Origin of the sequence: Maribacter aquivivus, from assembly GCF_900142175.1 — a bacterium.
Classification (GTDB): Bacteria; Bacteroidota; Bacteroidia; order Flavobacteriales; family Flavobacteriaceae; genus Maribacter; species Maribacter aquivivus.
Window position 1 is genome coordinate 2,266,077 of the sequence record NZ_FQZX01000001.1, and the last position, 19,327, is coordinate 2,285,403.

The following is a 19,327-nucleotide window of genomic DNA, read 5'->3' on the forward strand; positions in this document are numbered from 1 at the left end:
TCATTTGTTTATTTTGTTGTCTTGTATCAAAATGATTTATGACAAAGATATTAAACGTACGTAATCTAAAGAAAACGTATTCAAGCGGATCTAAAAATTTGACAGTAATTGATGATATTACTTTTTCTATTGAAGAAGGCGACACTTTTGCTATTGTTGGTCCGTCAGGTAGCGGTAAAACCACATTATTAGGACTCTGTGCCGGATTAGATGAAATCAGTGAGGGAGTAATAGAACTTTGTGGGGAAGATTTAAGCGCATTGAACGAAGATCAACGTGCATTGCTTAGAAATGAAAAAGTAGGATTTATTTTTCAAGATTTTCAATTACTGCCCACATTAACGGCTTTAGAGAATGTAAGTGTACCTTTAGAATTACAGGGTGCTGCCAATGCATCTAAAGATGCTATGGAACTTTTAAACAAAGTTGGTTTGGGGGATCGTCATGATCATTATCCATCTCAATTATCTGGTGGTGAACAACAACGGGTTGCTTTGGCAAGAGCATTTTCTAATAAGCCTTCTATACTTTTTGCTGATGAACCTACGGGTAATTTAGACGAGGAAACTGGCGAAAAGGTCATTAAATTATTATTTGACCTTAATAAAGAAATGGGTACTACATTGGTAATTGTTACCCATGATCTAGAATTGGCTAACCTGAATAAACATGTATTACGACTTAAGGGTGGTAAAATAGTAATCAATGAAACCACTTCTATATCTTGAATCAAACACAAAGAACACCAAAAGCCAGATTTAATTGGTTGTTGAAAATGGCTTGGCGAGATGGCAAAGCTAGCGGTAAACGACTGTTATTGTTCATGGCATCTATTATTTTAGGTATCGCAGCAGTGGTGTCAATTCAATCTTTTAGTGATAATCTTAAAGATAATATTGGTTTACAGTCAAAAGCCCTCATGGGTGCTGATTTTCTTATTGATAGCAATCAGCCGGCCAATGAAAGGGTAACAGAATTGATGGATTCTTTAGGTGGTTATGATGCTAGAGAGGTCAATTTTGCATCGATGGCAGCGTTCCCTAAAAGTCTAGCTACAAAATTGGTACAGGTACGCGCTATTGAAGGTAATTTTCCCTTTTATGGCGAGTTGGAAACTGAACCTGCCTCAGCTGCAAAAGAATATTTAGAAAAAGGTGGTGCATTGGTTGATGCCACTGCAATGCTTCAATATAATTTAAAACCAGGCGATAGTGTTAAGTTGGGTACAACCACTTTTGCTATTGTTGGGTCTTTGATTACGGCACCTGGTAGTACAGGTATTGGTGCGACAGCTGCACCACCCATTATTGTGCCATTTCGTTTTATGGAAGAAAGCGGACTCTTGCAACGTGGTAGCCGTTTGGGGTACAATTACTATTTTAATAATGATAAGGCAGATTTAGAAGCACTGAGTAAAAAAGTAGATCCATTATTAGATGCTGAAAATGCAGACATGGATACTCATACAGATACTAGCGAACGATTAGGTCGCAGATATGAAAATGTAGGTCGGTTCTTGAATTTGGTAGCCTTTATTGCACTTCTTTTGGGGTGTGTAGGTATTGCCAGCTCTGTGCATATCTATATAAAAGAGAAACTAAAAGCAGTAGCGGTTCTTAAATGTTTAGGGGCTACACGAAAGCAAACGTTTTTAATTTATCTGATCCAAATTGCAGGAATGGGTTTGTTAGGCGGACTCATAGGTACGGTAATAGGTTTGTTGTTACAACAGACATTTCCACTTATACTGCAAGAGTTTTTACCCTTTCAGGTAGAAATATCCACTTCTTTTCAAGCAATATTCGTTGGCTTATTGTTGGGTGTATGCATGTCGGTTTTATTTGCCTTGTCGCCATTAATAAATACATGGTTTGTTTCGCCCTTACAGGTGTTACGTGTGCAAGAAAATACGAGTAAAAAGGCTAGACCTTATCAAGTTTGGGTTGTCGTTGCCATCGTTCTTTTTGTACTATTATTCGCTTATTATTTATTGGGTAGGTGGACCTTCGCGTTAAGTTTCGTAGCAGGAATTATGGTGACATTTTCTATTTTAGCGGGAGTGTCAATTCTTTTTATGCGATTGATTAAACGTTATTTTCCAAAGTCATGGAGCTTTGCAGCCAGACAAAGCTTATTGAATTTATTCCGTCCAAATAATCAAACTGTAGTATTGGTTTTGGCTATTGGGATTGGTACATTTTTAATTAGCACATTATATTTTACAAAGGATTTTCTACTTGCCAAAACCTCCTTCGAAGCTAGTGCAGAGAGTCCAAATTTAATATTATTTGATGTCCAGACGGATCAAAGGGATGCTGTAGCGAACACCATTACTCCGAAAGGATTGCCTGTCATAGATAACATACCGATTGTTACCATGCGTTTAGAGCGTATAAAAGATCGAGACGTTAAAGATATTCGATTAGATACTACCACCCGAGTAAATAAGTGGATTCTTAACCATGAGTTTAGAACCACGTATAGAGACTCTATGATTGGTTCTGAAAAGTTGCTGGAAGGGGATTGGATACCTTCTGTAGACCCAAATGCCAAAGTGATTCCTATTTCATTGGCAGATAATGTAGCTAAGGATGCTTTAGTAACTGTTGGTGATACCCTATTATTTAATGTTCAGGGAAAATTAATGACCACTGTTGTGGGTAATATTCGCCAAGTAGATTGGGCACGTATGCAACTTAACTTCTCTATAGTATTTCCAAAGGGAGTGTTAGAGAATGCACCACAGTTTCATGTGGTAACTACCAATGCACCAGATAAAGCCTCATCTGCAGGTTTACAACGAGAGTTGGTAAAAAAATTTCCCAACGTATCCATCATCGATTTAAGACAAGTAGTAACCTTGGTTGAAGATATTTTAGATAAGATTTCATGGGTCATATCTTTTATGGCTTTCTTTAGTATTCTTACCGGTATCATTGTGTTGATAGGATCTGTTAGAAATAGTAAATACCAACGAATTCGTGAAAGTGTTTTACTAAGAACACTTGGTGCTCAGAGTATACAAATATTAAAGATAAATGCTTTAGAGTATTTTTTTCTTGGTGTTTTGGGCAGCGGAGTAGGAGTATTACTTTCTTTACTAAGTAGCTTTTTACTGGCGTATTTTATTTTTGACACACCATTTGTTCCTTCATGGATACCATTTTTAGTGGTGTTGCCGGGTATTACACTATTGGTTCTTGCCATCGGTTTAATGAATAGTAGAGGAGTATTAAATAGTCCGCCATTACAGGTATTGAGAAAAGAAGGTAATTAAGAAGGTATTTTTAACGTAAATTCTAACAATTACATTCTTACTTTTCTACCTTTAATAGCATGAAAAAGCAACTATTCTTTTTATTGGTAACTACGTTATTTGTATGCTCTTGTAGTACTGATAGTGTAAAAGCAGATTTGATAATAACCAATGCCAATATTTGGACAGGTAATACTGATTCTCCAAAAGCCGAGGCTATGGCTGTAAAGGCAGATACTATTTTGGCTATTGGCTCTTTAGATGATATTCATAAGTTGAAAGGCTCAGATACTGAGATAAAGGATGTAGGAGGAAAATTCATCACACCAGGATTTATAGATACTCATGTGCATTTATTAATGGGAGGTAATAGCCTTTTAAGTGTGCAATTAAGAGATGCTAACACAAAGCAGGAATTTATCGATAGAATTTCTGGGTTTACTAATATGATAAAACCTGGTCAGTGGATTGTTGAAGGTAATTGGGATCATACCCTCTGGGGAGGAGAACTACCTAATAAAGATTGGATTGATGAATTTACGGGTGATAATCCGGTTGCTATTTATAGAATGGATGGTCACATGATTTTAGCTAATTCTGCAGCACTCAAAATTGCAGGCATAGATAAAAATAGTGCCGATGTAGAAAATGGAGAAATTGTTAAAAATGCTGATGGAACGCCAACCGGTATTCTTAAGAGTGAAGCTATGTATTTAGTTTTGAATAAAATACCAAAGCTTACAGATTCTGAAAAGGAAGAAGCATTAAATGCGGCGCAAGATTATTTAGTGTCTCAGGGCGTAACCACCGTACATGATGTAGATAGTTTAGGTGGTTACAAGATTTTAGATAAGATGAATTCTAATAAACAACTGAAGGTGAGAGTTTATGCTGCTGATCCTCTGAAGTATTGGAAAACAGTATCTAAGGATACAAAAGATATAAAATGGTTGAAAAATGGACTCATGAAAGGTTTTGTAGATGGGTCTCTGGGATCACATACGGCAGCTTTTGATGAGCCGTATTCAGATAAGCAAGATGATAATGGTCTGTTTATTGTCGATGTAGATAGTTTAAATAGTTGGATCTCTAGTGCCGATAAAAAGCAATTACAAATTACCGTTCATGCTATAGGTGATCGAGCAAACAGTACTATTTTAAATATATATGATAGTGTAGTTCAAAATAATGGCAAGCATGACCGACGATTAAGAATAGAACATGCGCAACATTTAAATATAGAAGATATCAATAGATTCTCTAAACTAGATGTAATAACAAGTATGCAGCCATATCATGCTATTGATGATGGTAGATGGGCAGAAGAACTTATTGGTCCAGAACGTATAAAAACCACCTATGCTTTTAAATCTCTATTAGATGCAAATACGACAATGGTATTTGGTAGCGATTGGCCAGTAGCACCTGCTTCTCCGTTATATGGCATGTACGCAGCGGTTACCAGACGCACATTAGATGGAAATAATAGTGATGGTTGGGTTCCTGAACAGAAAATTAATGTGGAACAAGCATTAACTGCGTATACCAAAGATGCTGCTTACAGCTCATTTGATGAAGACATAAAAGGAACATTAGAACCAGGCAAGTTGGCAGATTTTGTTATTCTGAGCGAAAATTTGCTTCAAGTTGAACCAACGACATTAAAAGATGTGAAGGTTTTGGAGACATACGTTGGAGGTAAAAGGATGTTCTCATCTAATTTAGATATTAATAAATAAGTCATATTTGACATAATTGCCGATAAATCTCTCACTTTATGTGATTTGTCAACTAATCGGCATAGCTTTGCGCTTTAATTACAAAAGTGATTGTTATGGCGTTGTTTACCGATTTAAAGATTTCTAGAAATTTAGAGAAAGCTCTGGCTGATTTAGGTTTCGAAAATACAACCCCAATTCAAGAGAAAGCTTTCCCTATTGTAATGAGTGGTAGCGATGTTGTTGGTATAGCCCAGACGGGTACAGGTAAAACATTTGCTTACCTACTTCCTATTTTAAATACGCTGAGTTTTTCTAAAGAAATTCATCCTAAGGTAATTATTCTAGTACCCACGCGTGAACTTGTGGTACAAGTTGTAGAAGAAGCAGAAAAACTAGCTAAATATGCAGGCATTCGTGTTCTTGGTGTATTTGGTGGTAAAAGTATGTTGCGCCAAAAAGAGGCTTTGGCATTAGGTACAGATGTTCTTGTAGCAACACCTGCAAGATTGTATGATTTGATTCTAACAAAGGCCGTTCAGTTAAAACAAGTAAAGAAACTTGTTATTGATGAGGTCGATGTAATGCTAGATTTAGGCTTTAGGTTTCAGCTCGTAAATATTTTTGAGCTTTTACCACAGAAGAGACAGAATATTATGTTTTCGGCCACGATGACTGATGATATCGAGTTGTTTATTACTGATTTTTTTACCGGTGTTCAGAAAATTGCGATTGCCGTTAGTGGAACTCCGCTAGAGAATATTACCCAATACGGTTACGCCACACCTAACTTTTATACGAAAGTAAATTTGTTGGTCAGTTTATTGCAAAATGAAGAAACGTACCACAAGGTGTTAGTATTTGTATCAAGCAAGCGTAGTGCCGATTTACTCTTTAAAGAATTGGCAGAATTTTTTAGTGAAGAAATATGTATTATACATTCCAACAAAACACAGAATTACAGACTACGATCTATTAATCAGTTTGATGAAGGTAAGAACCGTATTTTGGTTACTACCGATGTTATGGCTCGTGGATTGGATTTACAAGAGATATCTCACGTTATAAATTTTGATACGCCTAAATTTCCGGAAAACTATATGCACCGAATCGGTAGAACGGGTAGGGCAGAGAAAGAAGGTACTTCTATATTATTATATACAGAGCAAGAAGAAGAAGCTAAAGATGCCATTGAAGATTTAATGTCGCATAAAGTTAATTTATTGCCACTACCTAATGATGTTGAAATTGCAACTCAACTTACTTTTGACGAGCAACCTAAACATAGAGAGCACGAGAATCCTTTAAATATTAATGAAGACGAACGTGGAGCTAGTTTTCATGAAAAGTCTGACAAGAATAAAAAGGAAAATCAAGGTGGTTCGTATAAGCGTATTATTAAAAAGAAATACACGAAATCTAAAACTCGTGGCGATAAGAATTACGGTAAGCGCGGAAGACACAAATTTTAAACCCACTTATTTCTTTATTTTGAAGCTTTGTTTTGGTAGCAAAGCTGTCTGATATTGCTCAGTTTTGAGCTAACGACCATTCAGGTCCAAACTTAAATTACCGATGAAATACACACCAAGTCGGTGTGGTGTTTTTTGATCAAAAACCGTTCGTCGACACTTTTTGTCGATTCATCATAGATTTTTACACTAGCCGAAAATTATAGCAGTTTAGCGAGGTCAAGATGCTTAATAGTAGACCTCAAAGTACTTTTACATTGTTCAACATTACGATATGAAAGCACTTGTAACCTTACTAATAATAATTTTCGCTGGCGCATTAGCATTAGCACAAACTCCCCAAACAGATGATAAAGTTAACGCTACTGAAGTGGGTATTGATTTGGTTGATAGCCATGACGATATTAGCAACGAGAAAACGATTACAATTACTGATGAAACGTCAATAGCACGTTTATACAGATACAAAAATGCTAGAGTTAATAAAGAATTAGCATTTGCTACAAAGAAGTCATACGGTAAGTTGGCATAGTCTTTGCTCTATATAATAAGGTGCAATTAAGCACTTTATAAATTTTTGATTATGATGTTACTTTCTATTATAATACCAGCACTTATTGTTATTGCAACTATTGCTTTTACTTCAAAAAACGAAAAAAAAGTGCGTCCAATTAAAGTGCCGGTAAACAAACGTAAGTTTTAGTTCTTTATACCAGGCTGCTTAATAGTATAGTTACTTTTAGCTTTAGCCTCATCTACTTGTCTTTTTACATCTGCCAATAATGCCTTAGAATCATAAACGATTCCATCTTTGACGGTATATTTTACGCCACCCACACGAACCACCTCATTATCATCGGTCAGTTTTATAGCTCCAGTGCCATATAGTACTTTGAAGTTTTGAAGCGGATTTTCCTCAACAATGACAAAGTCTGCCAATTTGCCGATTGTCACAGAACCTAATTTGTCATCCAGACCTAATGCTTCAGCTCCATTTAATGTTGCCGATTGTATAATTTCTAAAGGATGAAAACCTGCTTCACGCATAAGTTCCAATTCTCGTATATACGCAAAACCGTATAGTTGGAAAATGAATCCAGAATCTGATCCCGTTGTTACTCTACCACCTCTGTTTTTATATTCATTGATAAAGGTCATCCACAGTTTATAATTGTTTCTCCAAGCAACTTCTTGCTCTGTACCCCAATCATGCCAATAAGAACCATGAGATACCTTACTGGGCTGATAGAATTCCCATAAAGAAGGCAATGTATAATCTTCATGCCATTCTGCTCTTCTAGCGCGCTGTAAATCTCTACTAGCTTCATAAATATTGAAAGTTGGATCCATGGTGAAATCCAGGGCCAATAATTCATTCATTACATTATTCCAATGCTCAGAATAAGGTTCTGCAGCTTGCTCCCATAATTTTCCTGCATTTTCAAAGCGATCTTGTTCGTTTTGATAGTTATAGTCTAACGGAAAATCTTGTACGGTTCTGTCATCGAACAGAGCTTCAGGTAAACCGTACCAATGCTCCATTGAGGTTAGACCTGCTCTGGCAGAATGTAGTACATTCCATCTTGCAACACTCATTTGTGCATGGTGGCATGCTGATCCTAATCCTAATTTTTTATTTTCATCAAGTGCTGCCGCCATAATTGCAGGCTCAGCTCCGAAGAACTTTATACCATCAGCTCCTTTTTTAGCATTAGCGCGTACCCATTCTCTTGCCTGTTCTGCAGTAGAAATAGGAATATCGTTTAACGGATTGAATGATTGGCTTGTTTGCCCGAAAGCAGTATATGAGATAATACGCGGAGCTATGATTTCATTTTTCTCACTTTTGCGTTTTAAATCTAAAGCAATATCAATACCTCTTCCTGCTACTTCACGTACGGTAGTTACACCATGGGCCATCCAAAGTTTAAATACATAATCTGGGTCTGCACCTTGGGCGTCGCCGCCAATATGGGTGTGCATATCTATAAAGCCTGGCATAAGATACATTCCTGTACAATCTAATTCTTTACCACCTGCTTTTAGTTGTGGTCTTTTAGCGTCATCAATAGCTACACCAGGGTAACCAACAACTTTTACTTCTTTAATGATATTGTTCTCTACTACAATGTCTATCGGTCCTTGTGGTGGCGCTCCATTACCGTTAATGAGCATTACACCTCTAATTATCAATTGAGAATGTGGACCATCGCCTTCTAATGATTGTGCGTATATGGGTGTTGTCATTAAAAAGACAAAAACCAATAGTACTAGTGCTTTTATTTTTATCACTTTGCTGTATGAATTAATTATTAGTGAATTGATGTTAATCTTCAGAAGGTACTTTTATCTTGTCTCCAAGAAAAAGTGCATTTAAAAACAATCTATTGGTACCATACCATGATCCTCTAAAATTGGGATTGTCTGCAAAAAGAACTACTCTACCACTGCCTAATTTACTAACAATAAGAGATGCTGAGTTTAATATTTTTTCTTGCATATTCTTCTCAGTAATAAACCCATCTATATGTGGTTTTTTAGAATATTTAGCAACTGTAGCATACGAGTTTTTACTAGGGGATAGCCAAACCGAGTTGTTTTTATAAACAGGAATGCTGCTATCTCTATACCCATAAGCTAATGGGTGGGTAATATCTAAATCAACGTTTAAAATGACCCCGCCAAGACTTTCTTTGCCAATATTTTCACGGGCATCTACATATGGTTTTCTTACAGCGAGTTCAGTTGAATCTTTTTCCGTTTTGGTAAGTTTTTCTTTTACTAATTTTTTCTCAATTACCCATTTACTAGCTGAGCCAATAGTTATAAGGGTATTTCCCTTACTGGTCCAATCTTTAATTTTGGACATTTGTTTCTCAGTAAGGTTATATTTTCCAGAAACCATAACCATGGTATTGTACTTGTCTAAACTTATCTTGTTGAAATTGCGCATTGGTATTTTAGTAATAGGCATGTGAACACGAGTATCTAGCAAATGCCAAACTTCCCCTGCTTCATAAGAACTTACGCCATCTCCAATCAACATTACAGCCCTTGTTTTTTTAATTGGCGAAATATTGCCGCTTCCTAAATCTACACCTTCTAAACTAAGACCAGAATCTACTGCGTAAATAGGCACTTCGAATTTTTCTTGTGCTTCCTCAATACTTTTGTACACTGCAGCTGCATCTTCTTTTTGTAGACTAACAGGAACTAAGACAGCACCATAATTAAACTTTTTAGTATCGGTTTTAGTTTTTATGCTAAATAGCTTAGCTGCAGAAGAAGCTACAATACCTTTTTTCTGTAAATAGACAAGTGCGGCAGGTGCATTGTAATCATCCCAGTCCATTACATACGCATAGTCAGATTTTTGAACAGGACTTATAGAAATCAAGTTTTTTGTTTCAGTAATTTTATCGCCAAGGTTAAGTGTGTTTACCGACTTGTATTTCATATTATAGAAGTTAGCAACCGACCATGCAGAGGCATCATAATAAACACTATCTCTGTACTTCTCATACGTTTCAAACATGGTTTGTACCATTCTGTACTGCGGCTGCTGTGTAGGTACCGTAAATGAATCTCCAGAACGATAAACGTCTATTTTATGTAGCAATAACTTATCTATAAATGCTTTTGTTCTGTTTTTGTCATGGACATCACCAAAAGTATAGCCCTTAACTTTACTTTTAGCAGCGTTGGTTAAGGCACTTTTAAAGAATTTTTGCTGATACTTACGCATGTATTCTTTGTTGTTAACTGCTGTTTTTACCGTTGTTATTCCAGAAACGTATTGGTTTCTAATAGTAAAAGCGAACGTTATTTCTCCAAATGCTGTAGTTTGTCTATGACCCCTAGAACTTGCTTGCTCAAATAATAAACCAAGACCACCTTGTAGGTCAGGGTATGAGGATCCATAACCAGGGTAGGTGCCATCAAAAACTTCTTTGGTGAAGTAAAGAGATCCTATGCTATCTAAACTTTTAGAAAATGCATTACCAAAAAGAGTGTTTAAATCTTCATAATTCTCTTTAGGCATTATAGGGTCATATGAGGCATTTGTTTTCATTGGTTCAAAGAAATAGGTACTTTGCGTACCCATTTCATGAAAATCTGTAACAACATTTGGGTACCACTGGTGGTACCAATTTAACTTACCTCTACTTTCTGGATTTATTGCTAGTAACCAATCTCTGTTAAGATCAAACCAATAGTGGTTTGTTCTTCCCATTGGCCAATACTCATTATGTTCAACATCTTGTGGGTCTGCTACTTCAGGACTTCCTTGGTATGTGTTTGCCCATTGTGTGTGCCTGTCCCGACCATCAGGATTAATGGTTGGGTCAATAAAGATAACAGCATTCTTTAAGTAGTTTAATATCTCAGGATTTTCTGAAGCAGCAAATGTATAAGCTGTAAGTAATGCCGCTTCTGAACTTGAAGGTTCATTACCATGTACATTGTATGCTAGATTAATGAAGATTGGAACGTCGCCATAATTGGAAACTGATTTTTTAGGGTCTGTAAAAGCTAAATGTTCCTCTTTTAGTTGATCTAGGTTGCTTAGATTTTCTGGAGCGGTAATGGTTAGCATAACTAATTTACGTCCCTCATGTGTTCTGCCATACTCTGCTATTGATGCCCTGTCTGAGACTTCAGCTAGTTTTTCAAGATAAGCCACAATAAGATCGTGTCTTGTATGGTGTTCACCTATACCGTAACCTAAAAATGCTTCAGGAGATGGTATTTCAGAATTGAAAGGTTGGAATTTTTGGTAGAAATAATCTTGTGCCGAAATGGTACTCCCATAAAGGAATACCAATAGTAGTAATTTTTTGATCATTAAGCGTGGTTTGAACGTTAGTCGCTTAAATATAGGTATTACTATAAAGATTAGCTAGCATTTCCATGCTTCGCATTTATTATTATGATAGTGATAAAAATTGATTAATTAATTTACGCTGTTGGAGATAATTGTTGCTTTATTTCTTGAAACTGTATAATGTAGTTAGTCCCTTTCTTGGCTTCATCACGTTGTATAGTTCCTCTTAATTGTCGCGTAAGATTGTGTATTAATTTTAAACCTAAAGATTTAGTGTTTTTATAATTAATGGTTTCTGGAAAGCCAATGCCATTATCACCAATCTCTAGAATATAACAATTTTCTTGAGCAGCATCTTTCTGTAGCTTAATACTGATAGCCCCTTCTTTATCGCTTTCAATACCATATTTTAAGGCATTAGTCAACGTTTCATTAATTAAGAGACCTAATGGGATTGCGGTGTCAATACCTAATTTTATATCAGGAATATCAATTATTAAATCTACATTATTATCATTTCCTTTTATCGAGCGAATTAAATATTCGCTTAATTCTTGTACGTAAGATTTGTATTCAATGTGGCTTATGTCATTACGCATATATAGCATTTCATGTACCATAGCCATGGCAATTACTCTATTCTGAGTACTCTTTAAAAGCCCTTTCATTGGTCCTGCTTCAATATTTCTAGATTGTAGGCTTAATAAACTAGAAACGGTCTGTAAATTGTTCTTAACTCTATGGTGTACTTCTTTTAATAGATTCTGTTTTTCATGTACTTGATTTGACAATTCCTTTTTTGAACTATACATGGAATTATACGTTTTTAGAAGAGTTTTGCCTAAGGTGTTTCCTAAAATAAATACAGCAAAAAGTATAGATACAAGACTAAATATTGAGCTTGATTCTTCTGGAACTAAATTTTCTGTAATACGTAATTCAGGTATGGACTGTGTAAAAACTAGAAGAATCAGTACAATTATGATATTAAAATACACCCTACCGTACCTAGTACTATTTATGAATCCGCCAAATGCGATTAACGGAATCATGAATATAAACGGGCTATTAATTCCGCCACTATAAACGGTTACTACTACAGCGGTAATTAAACCTATAATAGATGAAAAATTAAAAGTAGGTACTATGTTTTTATGAACTTTGAAATATAAAATGTTTATAATATTCAATATTGCAAAGCCAACAAGTAAAAAAGGTATTACTTGGGTTATGTTCAAAATGAAATAACATAAAGCTCCAAAAAGGATGGAGATAATGCTAGTGGCATAATTTACCCTTAAAAAAAGTTTGGTTTTATCCTGAAGACGTTCCTTGTCAATGGTAAATCCGGGCATAGATATTATTTAGGTACTATAAAATATACGAATTACGTAATGTAAATCTAATTATGTTTTTATCATTATGCTAGTATTTTCTGCTTTAGTATGATAAAAACGAGTATTATTTTTCTGAATTATATATTTTTTTTGCCTAAATATTGGTTAAAATATTAAATGAACTGTTAAATGGGCAATTCAGTAAATAATCTTGAAAAAGGATTCAATTATTAATGGTTTTCTATTTCGTTTAGTTATAGCTGTTTAGAAACAGTAAACAAAAAAGGCATCCAATCGGATGCCTTTTTAATTCTGATATTAATGTATAATTTAATCTTGAGTTAACACCCATGAACCGTTTTGTAAAAGTGGTTCAGCTTGTTTGAACTTTACCGTTTTACTTTCACCGCTCATAACATTTTTAATCGTTACGCGCTCGTTTCTTCCAATTTTTGGTTGTTCTCTAGTAATGGTTTCAGTAACTGAAGGACGTTCAGCCTGATTTTGACTTACTGCTCTACTGCGTGCAGCTAACTCATCACTATTAGGAATTTCCTCTTTTGACGTCTGTAAGTTTTCTTTAGGTTGAACGTTTCTTTCCTCTTGAATCGCATTAGGGTTTTCAGAAGGTAATTCTCCTTTGAATAAGAAAGACACAACATCTTTATTTACTTGTTCGATCATCGATTTAAAAAGTTCAAATGCTTCGAACTTATAAATTAATAAAGGATCTTTTTGCTCGTGAACCGCTAATTGTACCGATTGCTTTAACTCATCCATTTTACGAAGATGTGTTTTCCACGAATCATCTATAATAGCCAATGAGATATTTTTCTCAAAGTCAGTAACCAATTGTTTACCGTTACTATCATATGCTTCTTGAAGATTCGTTACTACATTCAAGCTTTTAATGCCGTCAGTAAAAGGAACTACAATACGCTCAAAGTTATTGGCATTATCTTCATGTACCTTTTTGATTACAGGGAAAGCTGCTGCTGCATTACGTTCCATCTTATCATTATAATACGTGTAAGCTGCCTTATAAATTTTTCCGGTAATTTCTTGAGCGGTCATTTTACCAAATTCAGCTTCATCTACAGGCGATGTAATAGAAAAGTATTTGATCAATTCAAATTCTAAATTCTTAAAATCACTTGCAGCTTTATTGCTTTCTACGATTACCTCACAGGTGTCATAGACCATATTGGCAATATCTAGCTTTAAACGCTCGCCTTGTAAAGCATGACGTCTTCTTTTGTATACAACTTCACGTTGCGCGTTCATAACATCATCATATTCTAAAAGACGCTTACGTACACCAAAGTTGTTCTCTTCTACTTTTTTCTGAGCACGCTCAATAGATTTGGTCATCATGCTATGCTGAATAACCTCGCCATCTTCCAAGCCCATTTTATCCATCATCTTAGCAACCCTGTCAGAACCGAATAAACGCATTAGGTTATCTTCTAACGAAACGTAGAATTGAGAGCTTCCTGGATCACCTTGACGTCCAGAACGACCTCTTAACTGTCTATCTACACGACGAGAATCATGCCTTTCTGTACCTATGATTGCTAGTCCGCCTGCTTTCTTAACTGCATCAGACAACTTAATATCGGTACCACGACCAGCCATGTTGGTTGCAATAGTTACAATACCTGCATTACCAGCTTCAGCAACTACATCTGCTTCTTTCTTATGAAGTTTCGCATTCAATACATTATGAGGTACTTTACGAACACTTAATAATTTAGAAAGCAATTCTGAGATTTCAACAGAGGTTGTACCGATCAATACAGGTCTGCCTGATTGACTTATTTTGGTTACTTCCTCAATAATGGCATTGTATTTTTCTCTTTTAGTTTTGTAGATAAGATCATTTTTATCTTCTCTAGCAATAGGTCTGTTAGTTGGGATTTCCATTACATCTAACTTGTAGATTTCCCAGAATTCGCCAGCTTCAGTTACAGCAGTACCTGTCATACCAGCAAGTTTGCTGTACATTCTAAAGTAGTTCTGTAATGTAACCGTTGCAAAAGTTTGAGTTAATGCTTCGATCTTTACATTCTCTTTTGCTTCAATTGCTTGGTGTAAACCGTCAGAGTATCTACGACCGTCCATAATACGACCGGTCTGCTCATCAACAATCATTACCTTATTTTCCATTACCACATATTCCGTATCCTTTTCGAATAGGGTGTAAGCCTTTAATAATTGGCTCATGGTATGTATACGTTCACTTTTAATAGTAAAATCTTTAAAAAGCTCTTCTTTAAGTTCAGCTTCTTTTTCAATTTCAAGATTTTGATTTTCAATCTTGGCAATTTCTCCACCAATATCTGGCATTACGAAGAAATCTTTATCGTTTTCTCCAGAAATATAATTAACCCCTTTATCGGTCAATTCTATTTGATTGTTCTTTTCATCGATTACAAACAACAAATCTTCATCAACAACTGGCATTTCCCTATTGTTGTCTTGCATGTAATAATTCTCAGTTTTTTGAAGCAATTGTTTTACTCCCTCTTCACTTAAGAATTTTATTAAGGCTTTATTTTTAGGTAACCCACGATATACGCGTAGCAAAAGAAAACCACCTTCTTTAGTATCGCCTTCTGCTATTAATTTTTTAGCTTCTGCTAATACACCCGTTAAATGCTGACGTTGCTTTCTTACAATTTCATCAACCTTTGGTTTTAGTTCATTAAATTCATGACGATCACCTTCTGGTACCGGACCAGAAATAATTAATGGTGTACGAGCATCATCGACCAAAACTGAATCTACCTCATCTACCATTGCATAATTATGTGGGCGTTGTACCAAATCTTTTGGTGTATGCGCCATATTATCTCTCAGGTAATCAAATCCGAACTCATTATTAGTACCATAAGTAATATCTGCATTGTACGCTGCACGTCTGCCATCAGAATTTGGTCTGTGGTAATCTATACAATCTACAGATAGTCCATGAAATTGAAAAATAGGTGCCATCCAAGCACTATCTCTTTTTGCTAAGTAATCATTAACGGTTACTAAATGAGCACCATTACCACTTAAAGCATTTAAATATAACGGAAGGGTAGCAACAAGGGTTTTACCTTCACCAGTTTGCATCTCTGCAATTTTACCTTGGTGCATGGCAATACCACCAATAAGTTGTACATCATAATGTACCATATCCCAAGTAACTTCTTTACCTGCGGCATCCCAAGAATTTTTCCAAATAGCATTGCTGCCTTCAAGAGTGACATATTCTTTTGAACCTGACAAAGTTCTGTCATATTCAGAAGCTGTCACTTCTAAAGTTTCATTATTTGCAAAACGCTTGGCAGTTTCCTTCACAACAGCAAAAGCTTCAGGAAGTATTTTATTTAAGGTCTCTTCAGAAATGGTATAAGATTCTTCTTTTAATCTATCTATTTCTGTGTAAAGTTCCTCGTTTTTGTCAATATCAGTAGAGTTTTTAACCTCTTCTTCTAAAGCACTAATTTGATCTGTTTTCTCTTTAATAGATTCTTGAATAGCCTTCTTGAACTCTATTGTTTTCTGCCTAAGTTCATCATGACTAAGGGATTCTAACTTCGATTCAAATGACTTTATTTGGTCTACTAAAGGCTGTAATTCCTTTACATCTTTTTGTGATTTATCACCAACGAATGCCTTTAGGATGGAATTAATGAAACTCATATATTTTAAACTATTAGAATTGAAGCTTTTCTGACTATTATTCTAGCAAGAATAGCTTTCAAAATATTTTATATTCGACAATTATAATCGATGCTGTTTAAGAGCAAAAGGTATTCCAGTCTTGATATTTGGACAGTTTAACCTAATAACCTGCCAAAATTACATAAAAAAAAAGCCTCCGAAGAGACTTTTTTGTAGTTATTATGATATCGAATATTAATATTCGTCCTCGTTCCAGAGGTAGTCTTCTTCCGTTGGATAGTCAGGCCAGATCTCTTCGATAGATTCATATATTTCGCCACCTTCTTCTTCCATAGATTGTAAATTTTCTACGACTTCAAGAGGGGCTCCAGTTCTGATGGAGTAATCTATTAACTCATCTTTACTTGCCGGCCAAGGTGCATCACTTAAATAAGATGCTAATTCTAATGTCCAATACATAGTAATTATTTAATTTTAATTTTTTGCAAAAGTAATTTTTAAATTGAGACAGCAAAGAAATTAATAATAAATTTCATATTTATCTCGTACTTTTTTTGCATTTGTTTATTGATAACGAATAAATTACAGAATTATTAGTCCTTTTTTTTAGGAATCCATTTTATTTCATCCGCCTGTAAATCATAAGACAATTTTCGTGCCAATACAAAAAGATAATCTGAAAGCCTATTGATAAAAGATAGTACATTTTTATCAAATGGCTCTGTTTGAAATAATAAAGTTGAAATTCGTTCGGCTCTTCTGCAAACCGTACGGGCAATATGACAGTATGACACTGTTGTATGACCACCCGGAAGAATAAAATGAGTCATAGGCGGTAATTCGCTATCCATTTCATCTATGACTTGTTCTAAAAAATTGATTTCAGTAGTGCCTACCTTTGTTATTTTCAATCGTTCTTGACCATTTTTGAGTATTTCTTTTTCTGGATCCGTAGCTAAAATAGCCCCTACAGCAAATAAATGCTCTTGAATAGAGGTTAGTTGTTGTTGATAAATAGGGGAGATGTCTTGATCACGAATAAGACCTAGCCAAGAATTCAATTCATCTACCGTACCATAACTATCTATACGAATATGATGTTTAGGTACACGGGTGCCTCCAAAAAGTCCGGTAGTGCCGTAATCTCCTGTTTTGGTATATATTTTCATTTTATAAATTGTAGAAAGTAGAGGTGTAGTTTATTTAATATAAATAGTGAGAATTATTGTGATATAAGATCTGAATAATTAATTCTCCTTCTTGTCCTTGCGTTCGTAATCTCCCATGAACTTTTTTGATTTTCGCTCGCTAGATTTACCTTTACTGGTAATGCGTATGGCTAAGTAAATAGCGAAAACGACACCCAGGGTAATATAAATAGTATTACTGCTCATTAAAAATTTGCTTTAGCCTAAAATTACTGGTTTATATCCGTATTTTAAAATGTTCCTTTACTTGTTCTTTTCTGAAAAATAGAGCTCCGCAATAAAACATATCTATAGAAACGCGAACATGCTTTAATTCTGTAAGTTGTGTCCAGGTTTTAAAATTTTTACTATTGGTATGTATATTATCTAAGAGTAGCATGCAATCATTTGATAAATTGTTGATATCTAAATTAGTATCGCTAAGGTCAGATATGCTACAAACAATAATGTCGGCATTATTTTCTATTATTGAAATAGTTGTAAAGTGTTGTTTTAAAATTTCTTCGGATGTTTTATAATCTCCTATTAGACGTATGGAATCATATTTAAAATAGGCAATACTTTTAATAAGCACCTTTAAGGTTGCCGGAAGCTTTAATTCCTTTTTCTGATAAAGGCACTTGGTAATATAATCATACACGAAAGGGGAATGAATTCCGTGCTGATTGTTAGAAGTAAGAAGAAATTTAATATGAGATATAAAACGAAACACTAGTTACTTTTTCAAATTTTGGCAAAAGTAAAGATTGTCATTGAACTTGAGTTTGATTTTTGAGTTTGTATTTGATTCTTGAACCTTTAAAGTAGGTTTTGGTAAGAAATGGGTTAGGTATAGATTTGTGGTGAGAAGAATATATATAATTGTATTAAGAAAGTTTAGCGCTATTTAATTTTGTAGAGAATTTTAAAGCCTTAATTACTCTGTTGTTTTTGTTCTTGTATAATCTAGCAACTTCAATTGTGTTTTTAGTTTCGATAGTTGGTACAGTAATATCATTACTTTCAATTGTTTGAACCATCTCTACTTGTACAGTTTCAATCTCTAAAGAAACATTCTCGTTATTAGCTTGCGCTTGTACTAAGAAAGTAGAGAAGAAAAGAGCGGTTAAAAGAATAATTGATTTCATAATATTTGTTTTACACTGCTAAAGTACAGGGATGAACAAACATATTTTACCGGTTGTAGTTGGGCAGCATTTAACTGTAGACGAATGGTAATTTTGGTTCGGTTATTAAATTTATAGAAGGATAAATAGGAGATAGAACGGGGGATTTGATAGTACGCTCAATTACCGTAAGTATTGATGTTATTTGCTTTGCTGTTTATACAGTAGCTACCAATTGGACAAAAGTATAGTGCGTGGTTGAAAATTTGTTTGAATTTGATTTGTGAACTTGAACTTGAGTTGAATTTGATTTTTGAACTCGTAAGTAAAAAGTAGGTTTTGGTAAGAAATGGGGTAGGTATAGATTTGGGGCGAAAAGGATATTTAAAAATTGTATTAAGAAAGTTTAGCTCTATTTAATTTTGTTGAGAATTTTAAAGCCTTAATTACTCTGTTGTTTTTGTTCTTGTATAATCTAGCTACTTCAATTGTGTTTTTAGTTTCGATTGTTGGAACGGTAATATCATTACTTTCAATTGTTTGAACCATCTCTACTTGTACAGTTTCTATTTCTAAAGAAACATTCTCGTTGTTAGCTTGCGCTTGTACTAAGAAAGTAGAGAAGAAAAGAGCGGTTAAAAGAATAATTGATTTCATAATATTTGTTTTACACTGCTAAAGTACAGGGATGAACAAACATATTTTACCGGTTGTAGTTGGGCAGCATTTAACT

The 19,327-nt window shown here is 34.9% G+C and carries 15 protein-coding genes; 5 read left to right on the forward strand and 10 right to left on the reverse strand.

The window, feature by feature from the left end; all coding sequences use genetic code 11:
* Window positions 1-38 precede the first annotated feature (38 nt).
* From BUC31_RS09625 to BUC31_RS09645, 5 genes are all read left to right on the forward strand, one after another.
* Window positions 39-728, forward strand: a complete 690-nt coding sequence (locus BUC31_RS09625; RefSeq protein WP_073243425.1) for an ABC transporter ATP-binding protein — start codon at window positions 39-41, stop codon at window positions 726-728.
* Window positions 729-775: 47 nt separating this feature from the next.
* Window positions 776-3,277 (forward strand): ABC transporter permease, encoded by a 2,502-nt coding sequence (locus tag BUC31_RS09630; protein ID WP_073243861.1) that lies wholly within the window; start codon window positions 776-778, stop codon window positions 3,275-3,277.
* 59 nt (window positions 3,278-3,336) lie between these two features.
* Window positions 3,337-4,995, forward strand: a complete 1,659-nt coding sequence (locus BUC31_RS09635) for an amidohydrolase (protein WP_073243427.1) — start codon at window positions 3,337-3,339, stop codon at window positions 4,993-4,995.
* Between the two features lie 95 nt (window positions 4,996-5,090).
* Window positions 5,091-6,446 carry a DEAD/DEAH box helicase gene (locus BUC31_RS09640; RefSeq protein WP_073243429.1) on the forward strand — a complete coding sequence of 452 codons (1,356 nt, stop codon included), beginning with the start codon at window positions 5,091-5,093 and terminating at the stop codon, window positions 6,444-6,446.
* A gap of 274 nt (window positions 6,447-6,720) precedes the next feature.
* Window positions 6,721-6,978: a hypothetical protein gene (locus BUC31_RS09645; protein WP_073243431.1), complete on the forward strand. Its 258-nt coding sequence runs from the start codon at window positions 6,721-6,723 to the stop codon at window positions 6,976-6,978.
* Window positions 6,979-7,145: 167 nt separating this feature from the next.
* Here the strand turns inward: BUC31_RS09645 and BUC31_RS09650 are convergent, their stop codons facing one another.
* The 10 genes from BUC31_RS09650 to BUC31_RS09690 all read right to left on the reverse strand — a co-directional run bounded on the left by BUC31_RS09650 (window position 7,146) and on the right by BUC31_RS09690 (window position 19,251).
* Complete coding sequence (locus BUC31_RS09650) at window positions 7,146-8,693, reverse strand: amidohydrolase family protein (protein ID WP_073243433.1); 1,548 nt, start codon at window positions 8,691-8,693, stop codon at window positions 7,146-7,148.
* Between the two features lie 79 nt (window positions 8,694-8,772).
* Window positions 8,773-11,292, reverse strand: a complete 2,520-nt coding sequence (locus BUC31_RS09655) for a M14 metallopeptidase family protein (protein ID WP_073243434.1) — start codon at window positions 11,290-11,292, stop codon at window positions 8,773-8,775.
* Window positions 11,293-11,405: 113 nt separating this feature from the next.
* Complete coding sequence (locus tag BUC31_RS09660; protein WP_073243436.1) at window positions 11,406-12,626, reverse strand: sensor histidine kinase; 1,221 nt, start codon at window positions 12,624-12,626, stop codon at window positions 11,406-11,408.
* Window positions 12,627-12,938: 312 nt separating this feature from the next.
* Entirely contained in the window at window positions 12,939-16,298 is a 3,360-nt protein-coding gene (gene secA / locus BUC31_RS09665) for a preprotein translocase subunit SecA (protein ID WP_073243438.1), read from the reverse strand.
* 216 nt (window positions 16,299-16,514) lie between these two features.
* Window positions 16,515-16,739, reverse strand: coding sequence for a DUF2795 domain-containing protein (locus BUC31_RS09670; protein WP_027064442.1), 225 nt, complete (start codon window positions 16,737-16,739; stop codon window positions 16,515-16,517).
* Between the two features lie 134 nt (window positions 16,740-16,873).
* Window positions 16,874-17,449, reverse strand: coding sequence for a cob(I)yrinic acid a,c-diamide adenosyltransferase (locus tag BUC31_RS09675; protein WP_073243440.1), 576 nt, complete (start codon window positions 17,447-17,449; stop codon window positions 16,874-16,876).
* Window positions 17,450-17,527: 78 nt separating this feature from the next.
* A complete protein-coding gene (locus tag BUC31_RS20300; RefSeq protein ID WP_170861941.1) occupies window positions 17,528-17,674 on the reverse strand; it encodes a hypothetical protein in 147 nt (48 codons plus the stop codon).
* 31 nt (window positions 17,675-17,705) lie between these two features.
* A complete protein-coding gene (locus tag BUC31_RS09680; RefSeq protein ID WP_073243442.1) occupies window positions 17,706-18,200 on the reverse strand; it encodes a hypothetical protein in 495 nt (164 codons plus the stop codon).
* Window positions 18,201-18,354: 154 nt separating this feature from the next.
* A complete protein-coding gene (locus BUC31_RS09685) occupies window positions 18,355-18,615 on the reverse strand; it encodes a hypothetical protein (protein ID WP_073243444.1) in 261 nt (86 codons plus the stop codon).
* Between the two features lie 375 nt (window positions 18,616-18,990).
* On the reverse strand, window positions 18,991-19,251 hold the full coding sequence (locus BUC31_RS09690; RefSeq protein WP_073243446.1) for a hypothetical protein: 261 nt from the start codon (window positions 19,249-19,251) through the stop codon (window positions 18,991-18,993).
* Window positions 19,252-19,327: the final 76 nt, after the last annotated feature.

Coding starts and splice junctions, on each gene's coding strand:
- BUC31_RS09625 (WP_073243425.1), top strand. CDS start 39: ATGACAAAGATATTAAACGTACGTAATCTAAAGAAAACGTATTCAAGC.
- BUC31_RS09630 (WP_073243861.1), top strand. CDS start 776: ATGGCTTGGCGAGATGGCAAAGCTAGCGGTAAACGACTGTTATTGTTC.
- BUC31_RS09635 (WP_073243427.1), top strand. CDS start 3,337: ATGAAAAAGCAACTATTCTTTTTATTGGTAACTACGTTATTTGTATGC.
- BUC31_RS09640 (WP_073243429.1), top strand. CDS start 5,091: ATGGCGTTGTTTACCGATTTAAAGATTTCTAGAAATTTAGAGAAAGCT.
- BUC31_RS09645 (WP_073243431.1), top strand. CDS start 6,721: ATGAAAGCACTTGTAACCTTACTAATAATAATTTTCGCTGGCGCATTA.
- BUC31_RS09650 (WP_073243433.1), bottom strand. CDS start 8,693: ATGACAACACCCATATACGCACAATCATTAGAAGGCGATGGTCCACAT.
- BUC31_RS09655 (WP_073243434.1), bottom strand. CDS start 11,292: ATGATCAAAAAATTACTACTATTGGTATTCCTTTATGGGAGTACCATT.
- BUC31_RS09660 (WP_073243436.1), bottom strand. CDS start 12,626: ATGCCCGGATTTACCATTGACAAGGAACGTCTTCAGGATAAAACCAAA.
- secA (WP_073243438.1), bottom strand. CDS start 16,298: ATGAGTTTCATTAATTCCATCCTAAAGGCATTCGTTGGTGATAAATCA.
- BUC31_RS09670 (WP_027064442.1), bottom strand. CDS start 16,739: ATGTATTGGACATTAGAATTAGCATCTTATTTAAGTGATGCACCTTGG.
- BUC31_RS09675 (WP_073243440.1), bottom strand. CDS start 17,449: ATGAAAATATATACCAAAACAGGAGATTACGGCACTACCGGACTTTTT.
- BUC31_RS20300 (WP_170861941.1), bottom strand. CDS start 17,674: ATGAGCAGTAATACTATTTATATTACCCTGGGTGTCGTTTTCGCTATT.
- BUC31_RS09685 (WP_073243444.1), bottom strand. CDS start 18,615: ATGAAATCAATTATTCTTTTAACCGCTCTTTTCTTCTCTACTTTCTTA.
- BUC31_RS09690 (WP_073243446.1), bottom strand. CDS start 19,251: ATGAAATCAATTATTCTTTTAACCGCTCTTTTCTTCTCTACTTTCTTA.